This is a genomic window from Gluconobacter cerinus (assembly GCF_002723935.1).
Lineage (GTDB): Bacteria > Pseudomonadota > Alphaproteobacteria > Acetobacterales > Acetobacteraceae > Gluconobacter > Gluconobacter cerinus.
In genome coordinates this window covers 125,234-138,008 of the sequence record NZ_BEWM01000001.1, presented here as the reverse complement: position 1 = coordinate 138,008, position 12,775 = coordinate 125,234, and the positions used below count along the sequence as shown (strand labels likewise).

Genomic DNA, 12,775 nt, shown 5'->3' with positions numbered 1-12,775 from the left:
CGCCAGTCAGGGGGTAAGAACCTGACTGGCTCTGACACTGGAAAGCCGGATATTCATCCAGTCTTCCTGTGTCTGAAAAACGGTTAAGGTTGCGGGTGCGTAACCATGCCTCAGAGCCGCAAAAGTATCACTCTGAAGAGCCGGCCCAGCAAGGTCGTGAGCCAGTGTTCCTATGGCCGGGTTGTGCCCAATCAGGAGTAGCGTCCGGATATCTTCTGGTGTGGCGTGAATGAAGCCATAAAGCGTGTCGAGGCCAGCCCCATAGAGGTTGCTCTCAAGCTGCGGAACAGTCGCGTCTGGAAGAGCGGAGAGCACGCCCTCTGCCGTTTCCCGTGTTCGGCGTGCAGGGCTGCAAAGCACGTGAACAGGCCCCGGTAACTCCAGCTTTGCAAGCTGGGCACCAATTCTGGCCGCCTGTTGATGGCCCATTGGTGTCAGTGGCCGCTCAATATCACCCGATCCTGAATAAAGGTGCGGGCCTGCTTCAGCATGCCGCAGGATGAGGAGCAGGCGTTCGGTCATTCAGTGGGTACCGTTGGCTTGGGCAGCGATGGCTTCGTGGTGGCGAATGACCTCACGAATGACAAATGCGAGAAATTTTTCAGCAAAATCGGGGTCCAGATGCGCGTCTCGTGCCAACTGGCGCAGGCGTTCGATTTGCCGGGCTTCCCGATTAGGGTCTGCGGCGGGCAGGCTGGAACGCGCCTTGAGTTCGCCAACAGCCTTGGTGCAGCGGAACCGCTCTGCCAGCATATGAATCAGGGCGGCGTCGATATTGTCGATGCTGGCACGCAGGCGCTCAAGTTCTGCGAGGGCGGAAGAGCTGTCAGAAGTCATTGATATCGATCCATGCAAGGTGGCCGCCTTTTCCTGCGCCCAGATCCGTGAAGACAGCCGTGCCGCCAAGACGCCCCGTCCGGCGCCAAGGGCGTCCGTCAGTCGAGCGGCGGTCATGGCCGACATAGACCGTCATTCCGTCCGGAATGCGGTTGATCCAGGTCAGTCGGCGTTCGGGATATCCGTCCGGCTGCATGCGGCCGGTGGTTTCGCCAAAAAGGGCGCGGGACAGGGGCGCGGACATTTCGCCCAGACCCGGGACTGCGGGTTCTGAGAGCATCGCTGTATGGAAGCCGCCGTGTACGAACAGCGCGCGGCCAAGCTGGAGCCATGTCGGGGCCGCCGCAATGGCGTCATAAGTGCGCTGCTGAAGCCCTTCGTACTCGGGAAGCGCAAATTGGCGCAGCGTTTCTTCAAGGGGTGGGTCTCGGCGCAGACGCCGCCCTTCCAGGGCACGACCGAGCTTCCGGTCATGATTGCCGAGAATGAAGAGGCCACGCTGGCTTTCAAGCAGGTCGAGCATGAGCTCCATCACACCTGCGCTGTCCGGCCCATGATCCACCAGATCCCCGAGCTGGATGATGAAACGCTCCGTCGCTGTCGCGTGACGGAAAGCGTTGAGATCACCGTGCACGTCTCCCACCACACGAAGACCGTGTTCACGGATTCGCGTCATGATTGGGGCGGGGAGAGGTGGTTCGACGAAAATGGGTTCGGTCTTTCAAGGCGTTTTGTCTATCAAAAGGCTTCAACGCCTTAACGTCAATTTTCGATTGAAGAAAAAAGACTTCAGCCTTCGACAAGAGCGGCAGCACGCCCCAGATCAACCGACAATACCCGGCTTACACCACGTTCCTGCATCGTAACACCATAAAGCCTGTCCATATGCGCCATGGTGAGCTGATGATGGGTCACAACAAGGAAGCGCGTGCCCGCTTCCTTGGTCATATCGGTCAACAGGGAACAGAAGCGTTCCACGTTGGCATCATCGAGCGGAGCATCCACTTCATCGAGCACACAGATTGGCGCAGGGTTACAGCGGAACGTCGCAAAGATGAGAGATAGTGCTGTCAGAGCCTGTTCGCCGCCGGACAGCAAGGACAGGGTGGAGAGCTTCTTCCCCGGCGGTTGGGCAAAAATTTCCAGACCAGCTTCCAGCGGATCATCACTGCCGACCATACCCAGATGTGCGCGACCGCCTCCGAACATTCGTGAGAACAGCGACTGAAAATGCCGGTCCACTTCCGTGAAAACGGCCAGAAGCCTTTCGCGCCCTTCGCGGTTGATGGTTCCGATGCCGCCACGTAGCCGATTGATGGCCGCCGTGAGTTCTTCATGCTCGCGGGCGATGGTTTCGGCAGTTTGCTTGGCGTCCTGATATTCCGTCTCGGCCCGCAGATTGACGGCCCCGAGATCATCCCGCTCACGGGTAAGGCGAGAAAGACGACGGCGCGTGGACGTTTCAGCCTGCTCGGACAGATCAGACGGATAAACGCCGCCTTCTGGCGGGTCGCTTTCCGTCAATAGACGCTCACGCGCTGCCACGGCCTGTTCAGCACGTTCCGTGTGGCGGGCAATGGCTTCGCGTGCGGAGGACAGGGCCAGATCAGCTTCCCGACGACGCTCCTGCGCAGCCTGACCAGCCTGATCGGTGGCTTCGTCTTTGGCGCGGGCTTCATCATAGGCCGCTTGAGCCTTATCGAGATCCAGATCCTGCTGCTTCAAGGCAGCTTCGAGGCGAACAGGACTATGGGCTGCTTTATTCCAAGCGTTTTCCAGCGTGTGCCGGCGCTCTTCCAGTTCCGCATGGGATTGAACGGCCAGAGAAATCTGTCCCTCAAGGTCGGATAGTCGTCCTCTGAGCGCCGCGATGCTTCCGTTCAGGCGCATATCTTCCAGCGCAAGACGAGACAGGCTCTCTTGAACCGCCTGAAGCGCCTTCCGGGTTTCTTGCAGTTCCGCAGTGCCACCTAGTACGTTTTGTTCCAGAAGCGCCGGGTCTGGACGCTCTGCAATGGCAGCGTCCTGTGCCTGATGGTCCTTTGTGAGCTTGTCGACGAGCGCTTTGAGCTCCGCCGCACGTGGAGCAAGTGCCGTGCGTCGGGCGAGGGCTGCCGTTGCGGATTGGTCCAGGGTTTGCAATTCGGCAGAAAAGCGATCCGCTTTCTTGCGGAGATCGCTCGTGGTCTTGCTCGCGGCTTCAAGTTTCTGCCGGGCATCCTGATGCTGCTGACGGGCGACCGCGTCACGGCGCTCTAGATCCGGAAGATCCGGCCGGTTTGTGGCAGTTCGTGTGGCTTCAAGTTCTGTTTGAAGAGCATCAATGTCCCGCTCCAGCCTTTTCAGTGCCTCTTCCAGTTCCTGAAGGCGTGTCTGCGCCGTTTCATGACGCAGAACGGCCTGGTCCAACGTGCGATCAGCCTGTTCAGCCTCTGTCCGGGCTGTCTGGAGATCCCGCGTCAATGCTGTGAGAGCTGTTCGAGCCTTCTCCACGACCTGAGCCGCCTGTTCAGCCGTGTCAGTCAGAGCTGCCGGAGAAGGATGAGCGTCATAATCGGCCGCTGCTTTGTCAGCGTCCGAGCGTGCGCTTTTCGCAGCGGCTTCTGCGTCTGATAAACGACGTTCTGCTTCGTCCCATCGACCTTTGGCCAGCGCAGCCTGCTGTTCGCGTGACGAGAGCTGCGTGCGGGCCTTGCTCAGTTCAGGCTCCAGCCCCGAACGTTCCGACCGAAGACGTTGCAAGGTCTGTTCCGTTTCGACGCGAGTGCGCTGGGCTTCTTGGAAAGCGCTCTGTACGGCCGGAAGCCCCTTTTCCTGCTCAGCGAGAAGGGCGCGGGCCTGTGTCAGGCGTTGCCTTTGTTCCAGACGGGTAGCACCGGCATCAGGAGCATCTCCAGAGCGAATGAAACCGTCCCATCTCCACAGAGCGCCATTCCGGCAGACAAGCGCCTGGCCGGGCTGGAGGTGCGTTTGAAGAGCGGCACCTCTACCGGGATCATCCAGCAGGAAAACAGCGTCCAGACAGCGTTTAACAGCGTCTGGAGTTGCAACCAGAGACGAGAGGGGCGGGCAGGAAGCAATCCGTGGGCTGTCTAATGCTGTGAGAGCAAGCCATCGACGGTCGGCTGCGACGGTCGTGGGCGCGAGCGAGGCATCGAGCCCGTCCGCCAATGCCGCAGCGACGGCCCGTGCCAGATCCGCCGGAATATCAAGTCTGTCTTCCAACGGGTCCGGCTGCGCGGCGACGGCTGCAAGTGTCTGTTCTAGCCCGTCACATTCCGAACGAACGCGCAGGATCGTGCTTTCTGTGCGGGTCAGAGCGTCACGGGTGGAGCTCTCCGCTTCGGACGCGGAAGAAAGGGCCTTTTCGGCCTCCGAAAGAGCGCCTTGAAGAGCATCCAGTCTCGTTTCCAGATCCGTGACGGCTGCTCGAAGGACTGCTACGTCAGTGTCTGGTACGAGAGCTTTCGCGGCGGTATCCCGTTCTCGAAGAGCCGTTTCTGCGCGTTGAGCAGCCTGGCTGGCGACCTGCTGGGCGTTGTCTTTCGCACGCAGAAGGCCCTTATGGCGCTGAACGCCTTCCTCAGCCTTCGCGCGTGCTTCCAGCCATGCGCTATTGGCCTCATCCAGAGCCTGTCGCGCTAGGCGTTCCTGAGCGGAAATATCTTCCAATGCCTGCAGGGTCTTTTCCCTCTGAGCATGAAGCTCGGCGCGCTTTGCATCCGTCAGAAGAGCGGTTGCCGTCTGGGTATGAGCGGTACGGTCTTGAGACAGGCGGTCTGTCGCAGCCTGAAGGCGGCGCTTCAGATCCGCCTCGGTCTTTTCCAGAACCGTCAGGCGTTGCCGTCCGTCTTCGAGGGTGCGGCCCTGCAATTCCATTGCCAGACGCGCATCCTGAAGCGTAGCGAGAGCAGCAGCTTCGATCTGTCGGGCGTCTTCAGCCTCATTGATGGCGACATCGACCTGTTGGCGCAGGCTTTCCAGGGCATGATCGTCCGGCCGATTTTTCTCCAGCGTAGTCAGTTCTGCTTCAAGTGCCTGAAGAGCGCCTGTTTCAGCATCAAGTCGCGTTGTCAGAGAATCAAGAGCGCTTTTCAGCCCATCGCGACGGATCGCTTCTGCGTCCCGCAGACGGACTGCTTCTTCCAGAGATGCTGCCTGCGTTCGCTCAAGTGCTGCGAGCCGGTTCTGCTCTTCGGTGGCTTGAGCGCGCTGTTCAGGAAGTTGAGCGTGTTCCTTTTCCTGCGCTTCCAGATCTGCAAGAGCGGCCGCCTGGGCGGCTCGATCCTGCGAGAGCCGTTCCGTGCTTCGGGTAAAATCTGCTTCGGCCTGCTGGAAGCGCGCCAGTGCTTCGGCCTCTGCTTCTCTTGCACGCGTGACATCGACCCGTGCCGTCTCGGACTGCACTTTCAGGCGCTCTAAAGCACTGCGGAGGCGGTCTGTTTCTTCTCGGGCCTGTGGCGTGGCCTTGCGGGCTTCGAACTCCGCGATAGTCGCGTGTTTGGCTTCCTGCTCGGCTTTACGAAGAGCCTCTCGGGCTTTGGCCAGATCATCTTTGCTGCGTTGTACGGCGAGGTTGGCGCGGGCGTGCAGGAGGGCATGAAGCTGAATCTCGGCTTCACGCAGCTTCTCGGAGAGCTCACGATATTTCCGGGCCTGAACGGTCTGTTCTTCGAGACTGCCGAGGCGTTCTTCAATCTGAAGGCGCAGATCTTCCGCTCGGGAGAGGTTGGTTTCGGTCTGGCGGAGTTTCAGTTCCGCGTCATGACGGCGGGCATGAAGGCCGGTGATGCCAGCGGCTTCTTCCAGCAGAAGGCGACGCTCTTCCGGCTTGGCCGCGATAAGCTGACCGACACGGTTCTGACTGACGATGGCAGAGCTTCGTGCACCGGACGCCAGATCGGCAAAAAGCGTCTGTACGTCACGCGCACGCATGACGCGGCCATTGATGCGATATTCGCTGCCGGAACCGCGCTCTGCACGACGGGTGATTTCGAGGTCTTCAGCATCCTGAAACGGAGCAGGGGCAAGACCCTTGGCGCCCGTCAGATGGAGCGTGACCTGAGCGATGTTCCGGGCGGAACGTGCGCCTGTTCCTGCAAAGATCAGATCGTCCAGCTCGCCGCCCCGGAGAGCGCGGGCGGAGGTCTCACCCATGGCCCAGCGCAGGCCTTCGACGACATTGGATTTGCCGCAGCCATTCGGGCCGATAATGCCCGTCAGGCCCGGAAGGATGTCAACGCGCACCTCATCGGCGAAGCTTTTGAAGCCGCCGATCGTCAGGCGGCTGATCGTCGTGGTGTGAGTTGACATCGGTGTTTATGAAACGCCCTGAAAGAGGTCAGGACGCCTTGGAAACCAGATCGGCAAACTTCTCGTAGGTTTCCGGGTCCTGATCGTAGTGCGTGTTGTTGAAGCGGAAATACGGCGTGCCCTGGATGCTATAGGTGTCCGCATCCTTCTGCACCTGATTGAACATGGCCTGCATGAACGCCGTGTCTTCGCTGATGCTCTTGAACTGGGCAGCAGAGACGCCTGCCAGAGCCGACATCTGCTGAAGCCTTTGCATCGGGTCGCCACCCGAAGCGAAGGCCCACTGCATCTGGCTGGAAAGCAACGCGCCAATGAAAGGCACGTAACGGTCTTCTGGCAGGGAACGGGCCACCATGGCGGCGGTCAGGCCGACGCGGTCTCCGCAGAAATCATGGAACTGATAGCGGATCTTCCCGGTATCAATGAGCTGTTCCTTGATCTTCGGGAATTCTTCCGTTCCGAAATGGGCGCAATGCGTGCATGTCAGGGAAAACCATTCTTGCACCAGCACCTTGGCATTCGGATTGCCAATGATGCGCGGTCCCATGCGCGGGTCATTGGCAGGCAGGGCCGGCGGCGCATCTGCTGCACGGGCTGCCGTACCAGCAACGGCCAGCGCTGGTGCTGCGGACAGGATGAAACGGCGGGAAATCATGGGACGGGTCATTCAGGAAGCCTTTGCAACTGCTTTGGCGAACGCATCATAGCTGGAGACGACATCCGGTGCCGGAACGTCATTGATGCGGAAATAAGGAGTACCCTGGATCTGAAGAAAAGCACCATCGCGGTCCTGACGGTTCACAATGGCTTCACGCAGGGCATTATCGGCATTGATCTTGTCGAATTCAGCCGCTGAGATGCCAGCAAGGACAGCGCGCTTTTTCAGTTCCTGTATGGGATCGATGTTTTGAGCAAATGCCCACTGATCCTGTGTCCGCAGGAGATCGTCCACAAAAGGGGCGTAGCGATCTGCAGGAAGAGACCGGGCTAGCATTGCGGCCAGAAGTGCGACCTGATCCAAGGGGAAGTCATGATAGCGATACCGGATTTTTCCGGTATCGATCAGGTTGGTCTTGATCTGAGGAAAGATGGTCTGTGCGAAGTGAGCACAGTGAGAACAGGTGAGCGAAAACCACTCATCGACCTGAACCTTGGCATCTGGCGATCCCAGAACGCGCGGACCCATCCGGGGATCAGTCGAGGGAAGTCCATTTTCTTCTGCATGCGCGGAAGAAAATGACGCAACTGCCGCAAGGGCAGGCCCGGCAACGAGAAATGCACGACGGCCAAGGGTCATGGACAAGGCTCCACTACGGACAAGATGTCCTACTCACAACGCTGATCTGGCTCAGACGTCAAGACCCGCGTTCGTCGTCCTGCTGTCCCGTATCGGGCAGGGGCTTCTTTTCCCAGCCTTCCGGTACCCGCATTCGCAAGGCTCGAATATGGCGCGCATCCGCATCCAGAACGCGGAATTCCAGCCCGCTCTCATGGGTCAGAACTTCGTCTTTTGCTGGCACATGCTCTGCCAGGCGGAAGACAAGTCCACCAACCGTCTCGATCTCGGCTTCGCGCTCAGCATCCGTGAGAACAGCCCCCAGCCGTTCCTCAAGCTGGCGGACGGGCAGACGGGCATCAATATCGAAAGACCCATCCGCGCGTTCTACCCACGGGGTCGTGACAGGGTCGTCGTGTTCGTCCGAGATATCACCCACAATCGTCTCGATCAGATCTTCGATCGTGACGAGGCCGTCGATGCTGCCGTATTCGTCAATGACAAGGGCCATGTGCATCCGGCGCTGACGCATCTGTAGCAGCAGATCAAGCACCGGAATGGTCGGGGCAATCATCAGAGGCTGACGAAGAAGCGGGCGGATGTCGAACGCCTCAGGGTCATCAACATACGCCACCAGATCCTTCACATGGATCATGCCGGCGATATCGTCGAGCTGGCCGCGATAGACCGGCATACGGGAATGGTTTTCCCGACGCATGTGATCCAGGGCATCGTTGAAGGAGATGCTCTCTGACATGGCAATGATATCTGCGCGTGGGATCATCACGTCATCCGCCGTGATGTCTCGCAGGCGCAGGACATTCATGATGAGGGCACGTTCCTGCCTGTCCAGTTCCGGCTCATCTCCCGTCTCTTCGAAAGGCTGGGCGGCTTCGTGGACAAGTGTAGCGATGGACTCGCGCAAACCCTGATCACGGTTGCGGCGGCCAAACAGTCCGAACAATCCGCGGGAATTCTTTCTACCGTCGTCTGAACGGTCATTAATGTCTTCGCTCATGCCCGTCTTCCTGCCTGTCGCCATGGATCGCCAAAACCAAGTTGGCGCATCGTGCGGGTTTCAACCCCTTCCATGTCCCGGGCTTCGCCGGGAAGATAATGATCGTATCCTGCAAGATGCAGGGCCCCATGAACCACGAGATGGGACAGATGAGCGCGCATGCTGCGATGGGCAGCATCCGCTTCTTTCCGGACTGTCTCGTAACCCAGAATGATATCTCCGCCGTGAAGGGGAGAGACCGGCTCGAACGTCAGAACGTTCGTGGGTTTGTTCTTGTTGCGGAAGCGGGCATTGAGCCGCTTTACGATCCGATCTGTCGAGAGAAGAATCGACGGAGCAGGAGACCGGCTGAAATCCGGGCCACCCTGACGGGCGACGGCGGTAAGCGCACGATGGATCGTGCGCTCTGTATCAGAGACCGAGGAGCGCCATCTGGCGTCCTCGATGATGATGTCAGTACCGGCGTGACGACTTGGAGGTTCCATTGTTATCCCGGCGCGGCCGATCCCGGAAATTATCCAGGGGGGCAGGCGCTTTCTGTTCATAGGCATCGACGATACGGGCGACCAGCGGATGGCGCACCACATCAACGGATGTAAAGCGAGTGATGCCGATTCCCTTGATACCTTCCAGGGTCTCGACGGCTTCCCTTAGCCCAGATGATACCCCGTTGGGCAGATCAATCTGACTAAGGTCACCTGTAACAGCCATGCGTGTGCCTTCACCCATGCGGGTCAGGAACATCTTCATCTGGGCTGGGGTCGTGTTCTGGGCTTCATCCAGAATGACGAAAGAATGGGCGAGCGTTCTGCCCCGCATGAAAGCCAGCGGAGCAACTTCGATCTCGCCCGTGCCCATCCGTCGTACGACCTGGTCACCCGGCATCATGTCATTCAGGGCATCGTAAAGCGGGCGAAGATAGGGGTCGATTTTTTCCCGCATATCGCCGGGCAGGAAGCCCAGACGCTCGCCTGCTTCAACAGCCGGGCGGGAAAGAATGATCCGGTCCACCTGTCCGGCAAGAAGCATGGCAACGCCCTGAGCAACTGCCAGATATGTTTTGCCGGTTCCGGCAGGGCCAATTCCGAAAACCAGATCAGTCCGGCCCAACATTTCCATATATGCGGCCTGCCCATGAGACCGCGGAGCAATCACGCCGCGCTTGGTGCGAATGGCCGGAAGATCGGTCAGAGGAGCAGACGTCGGAGAGGTCTGGAAATTTTGAGGGGCAGGTTTGTGCTGACCTGCTTCGCGACGAGGCTGTTGCTGCCTGGAGGGTGGGGCCGGGGGAACAGCAGCGCGTTGGCGTTCGTGATGCCGTGTAGGCAGCGCAGTCATTCGGATCACACCATCAACCTGCGAGCTGTCGATAGTGCCGCCCTGTTCGAGCTGATTGTACAGCGCGACGATAGCCGCCTGAGCGCGGCCTACGGCATCCGTTTCGCCTGAAATAGCGATTTTGTTGCCGCGGCATGAAAGCCTGACATTGAACCCCTCCTCAAGCTGGACGAGGTGTCTGTCATGATCTCCCAGAAGTCTCTGAAGGAGAATATTGTCATTGAAGCGCAATGCGACGGTGCGATTGCCTTCGGTACCACCAGGGGCGGCGACGGAGCGCGTCGGGGGTGTTGTCAGCAAGCGGAGGCTGTCTCCCGGATGAGGGTTCCACCAAGTGAGTTGGTCATGCGAGTGGTGATGGCGACCTTGGCGATGGTGCCAATCAAATGGTCCGGCCCTTCGAAATGAACGGGCTGGAGATACGGAGACCGGCCAGAGAGCTGTCCTGGCTTGCGGCCTTTCCCCGTAATGAGAATATCCTGAACCGTGCCGACCATGTCTGCATTGAACGCATCCTGCTGTTCACGCAGAAGGGCCTGAAGCTCTGCCAGACGACGGGTTTTTATTTCTTCGGCCACCTGAAAAGGCTGGCCAGCAGCGGGAGTGCCGGGACGGGGGGAATATGTGAAGCTGTAGGCCATGGCGAAGCCGATATCGCGGACAAGCTGCATTGTCGCTTCAAAGTCTTCTTCTGTCTCACCGGGATGCCCCACGATAAAATCAGAAGACAGTGCCAAATCCGGACGAGCTTCCCTCAGCCGACGGACACTCTCGCGATATTCATCCGCCGTGTGGCCACGGTTCATGGCTTTCAGGATGCGGTCCGAACCACTTTGAACCGGCAGATGGAGGAACGGCATCAGGGCACGGTTATCACGGTGCGCGTCAATGAGGCTCTGGTCCACATCGCGTGGGTGTGAAGTCATGTACCGAATGCGATCCAGCCCATCCAACTGGCCCAGCTCGGCAGCCAGCTCAGCCAGTGTTGCGCTTCCGCCCTGGCCGTTGTCGCCGTGATAGGCGTTGACGTTCTGGCCCAGCAGGGTGATTTCCCGGACGCCTGCAGCAACCATCCGGCGGGCTTCTGCCATGACCGATGCAACGGGGCGGCTGGTTTCCGCGCCTCGCGTGTAAGGAACGACGCAGAAGGAGCAAAATTTGTCACAGCCTTCCTGAATGGTCAGAAAGGCTGTGAGATTGCCTGAAGATTGCGGCGCAGCTTCGGCGGGCAGGAAGTCAAACTTCTGTTCGGCCGGGAAGTCTGTTTCGATGACAGCGCCACCAGCGCGTGCGGCCCGAGCCACCATTTCCGGAAGGCGATGGTACGTCTGAGGCCCAAGCACCAGATCGACGTACGGCGCACGGCGAAGGATTTCTTCTCCTTCGGCCTGTGCCACACATCCAGCGACAGCAATGATGCTGCGATCCTGACCATTCTCAATGCGTTCTTCACGAATTTTGCGCAGCCGTCCAAGCTCGGAGAAAACCTTTTCCGTAGCCCGTTCGCGGATGTGACAAGTGTTGAGAATCACCATGTCAGCAGCCTCAGGCGTGTCGACAGGGCCATATCCTAATGGCCGCAGGACATCGGCCATGCGCGCGCTGTCATAGACGTTCATCTGACAGCCCCATGTAATGACATGCAGGCCATGACGGGCACGTTCGGCAGGGGCGGGCGCGGAGGCGGAAGTCTCGGTGGTCAAGGTTTCAATCCGGGGCTTGCAATATCAGGCACACACATCAGGGCTGCGGGCAGCGGGGTCAAGCCCACCCTGACAGAGGAAAGGTCAAACATGAGACTGGACCGGCATCTCAGACTGGCCTGAAGCGGCATCACCATCTCCGGATGGACGCTGAATTGCTCCCATCAATGAAACTGAAAGTGACGCGGCGCTCGCCTGCAAGTCAAGACAAACCTTGGGTTGGTCCAAAGATAACTCGGGCTCAGTTCTGGTCGTCAGGAACAAGTCCCTGTCTGAGCTTTGCCGCGCCCTCGCTGACGGCCTTGAATGTGGCGTTTGCCAGCTCTTTCCGGGAACGGAAATTTTCCGGGTCTAGTGGTGGATGGAGCAGAATTGTGGCCCGCATCGAGCGCCATTGGCAGAAAGACCACAGGTGAGGCGTCAGATCCATGTCTCCGTACCAGGAGAAAACGGATCGGCGACTGCGGCCAACTGGCAGCCCTTCCAGACGATCATAAACGATAGACACAGGCTGGACGAGCGTTGGTGGAGGCTTTGGCATGCCAGCCTGATCAAGCCGTCCAGGCTTTGCGACAGCAAAGAACGAGGACAGAAAGGGCAGAACACGGGAACCGTCCGTCGATGTTCCTTCAGGGAACAGAACGATGTCATCTCCATTCCAGAGATGTTCGGTCATTTCCTGTAGCTCTTTGCCAGTATTCTGCCTGTTGCGGCTTACAAATATTGTTCTGCCCAGCCGCGAGATGGTGCCGATCAGTGGCCAGGAGCCAACTTCACCTTTCGCAACAAAGACAGTGTGAAGAGTGCCGCCAACAACAGGGATATCCAGCCACGAACAATGGTTCGCGACATAAATGATAGGACGTTCTCCGCGCTGGACGTCCTTGGCGTTCAGGATTTTTCCGGCTCTCGTGCCCACGATGCGGATCTGCAAGCCGAGAATACGGCTGATCATGCGCCAGAAGATCCGAGGCACCCGAATCTTACCGGAGCCAGGAAGGCGAATGAGTACGAACTGGATGATAGAGACCCAGAATGCCCAGATCAGAACAGCTGCAAGCCTTGCCACGCAGACAGTGCGGCTGAAAGCAGAGAACTGGGTCGTTGCCTGTTCGGCCGGAAAATTGACACTTTCGTCAATGATCGGTCGGTTATGGCGACGGCGGCCGAGTGGTGGCTGAGCATCAGGATGGGGCATGGGTGCTGAGTGATAAGGATTTCAGGCGCTGGAGACAATCTCGTTTGTCTTACGAACATTGTATACCTGCCCCGAAAGGTCTTTCTGTCATG

General features: G+C 58.8%; 11 protein-coding genes. All 11 read right to left on the bottom strand.

Annotated features, from left to right (window positions below; translation table 11 throughout):
• Nucleotides 1–6: 6 nt before the first annotated feature.
• Nucleotides 7–522 (bottom strand): SixA phosphatase family protein, encoded by a 516-nt coding sequence (locus GCE01_RS00615; RefSeq protein WP_099210254.1) that lies wholly within the window; start codon nucleotides 520–522, stop codon nucleotides 7–9.
• Complete coding sequence (locus tag GCE01_RS00610) at nucleotides 523–837, bottom strand: chorismate mutase (RefSeq protein WP_046899577.1); 315 nt, start codon at nucleotides 835–837, stop codon at nucleotides 523–525.
• Nucleotides 827–1,513 (bottom strand): metallophosphoesterase, encoded by a 687-nt coding sequence (locus GCE01_RS00605; protein ID WP_099210252.1) that lies wholly within the window; start codon nucleotides 1,511–1,513, stop codon nucleotides 827–829. Before GCE01_RS00605 ends, GCE01_RS00610 begins: the two co-directional genes overlap by 11 nt.
• Nucleotides 1,514–1,626: 113 nt before the next feature.
• Nucleotides 1,627–6,150, bottom strand: a complete 4,524-nt coding sequence (locus tag GCE01_RS00600) for an AAA family ATPase (RefSeq protein ID WP_099210249.1) — start codon at nucleotides 6,148–6,150, stop codon at nucleotides 1,627–1,629.
• Between the two features lie 28 nt (nucleotides 6,151–6,178).
• Nucleotides 6,179–6,817: a thioredoxin domain-containing protein gene (locus GCE01_RS00595; protein ID WP_052750010.1), complete on the bottom strand. Its 639-nt coding sequence runs from the start codon at nucleotides 6,815–6,817 to the stop codon at nucleotides 6,179–6,181.
• Nucleotides 6,818–7,447: a thioredoxin domain-containing protein gene (locus tag GCE01_RS00590; protein ID WP_086634075.1), complete on the bottom strand. Its 630-nt coding sequence runs from the start codon at nucleotides 7,445–7,447 to the stop codon at nucleotides 6,818–6,820.
• Between the two features lie 58 nt (nucleotides 7,448–7,505).
• A complete protein-coding gene (locus GCE01_RS00585; protein ID WP_099210247.1) occupies nucleotides 7,506–8,444 on the bottom strand; it encodes a hemolysin family protein in 939 nt (312 codons plus the stop codon).
• Entirely contained in the window at nucleotides 8,441–8,929 is a 489-nt protein-coding gene (gene ybeY / locus GCE01_RS00580) for an rRNA maturation RNase YbeY (RefSeq protein WP_064274062.1), read from the bottom strand. Before ybeY ends, GCE01_RS00585 begins: the two co-directional genes overlap by 4 nt.
• Nucleotides 8,898–10,082 (bottom strand): PhoH family protein, encoded by a 1,185-nt coding sequence (locus GCE01_RS00575; protein ID WP_046899571.1) that lies wholly within the window; start codon nucleotides 10,080–10,082, stop codon nucleotides 8,898–8,900. The genes ybeY and GCE01_RS00575 overlap by 32 nt, the downstream gene beginning before the upstream one ends.
• The gene (gene miaB, locus GCE01_RS00570) at nucleotides 10,076–11,485 is read right to left on the bottom strand and encodes a tRNA (N6-isopentenyl adenosine(37)-C2)-methylthiotransferase MiaB (protein ID WP_099210244.1); all 1,410 of its coding nucleotides are present in this window, start codon (nucleotides 11,483–11,485) and stop codon (nucleotides 10,076–10,078) included. The genes GCE01_RS00575 and miaB overlap by 7 nt, the downstream gene beginning before the upstream one ends.
• 241 nt (nucleotides 11,486–11,726) lie before the next feature.
• A complete protein-coding gene (locus GCE01_RS00565; protein ID WP_099210242.1) occupies nucleotides 11,727–12,683 on the bottom strand; it encodes a lysophospholipid acyltransferase family protein in 957 nt (318 codons plus the stop codon).
• Between the last annotated feature and the right edge of the window lie 92 nt (nucleotides 12,684–12,775).

What these genes read in the sequence shown, in the direction of transcription:
- GCE01_RS00585 (WP_099210247.1), bottom strand. Translation starts at nt 8,444, where the DNA reads ATGAGCGAAGACATTAATGACCGTTCAGACGACGGTAGAAAGAATTCC.
- GCE01_RS00590 (WP_086634075.1), bottom strand. Translation starts at nt 7,447, where the DNA reads ATGACCCTTGGCCGTCGTGCATTTCTCGTTGCCGGGCCTGCCCTTGCG.
- GCE01_RS00565 (WP_099210242.1), bottom strand. Translation starts at nt 12,683, where the DNA reads ATGCCCCATCCTGATGCTCAGCCACCACTCGGCCGCCGTCGCCATAAC.
- GCE01_RS00605 (WP_099210252.1), bottom strand. Translation starts at nt 1,513, where the DNA reads ATGACGCGAATCCGTGAACACGGTCTTCGTGTGGTGGGAGACGTGCAC.
- GCE01_RS00595 (WP_052750010.1), bottom strand. Translation starts at nt 6,817, where the DNA reads ATGACCCGTCCCATGATTTCCCGCCGTTTCATCCTGTCCGCAGCACCA.
- GCE01_RS00610 (WP_046899577.1), bottom strand. Translation starts at nt 837, where the DNA reads ATGACTTCTGACAGCTCTTCCGCCCTCGCAGAACTTGAGCGCCTGCGT.
- GCE01_RS00615 (WP_099210254.1), bottom strand. Translation starts at nt 522, where the DNA reads ATGACCGAACGCCTGCTCCTCATCCTGCGGCATGCTGAAGCAGGCCCG.
- GCE01_RS00600 (WP_099210249.1), bottom strand. Translation starts at nt 6,150, where the DNA reads ATGTCAACTCACACCACGACGATCAGCCGCCTGACGATCGGCGGCTTC.
- ybeY (WP_064274062.1), bottom strand. Translation starts at nt 8,929, where the DNA reads ATGGAACCTCCAAGTCGTCACGCCGGTACTGACATCATCATCGAGGAC.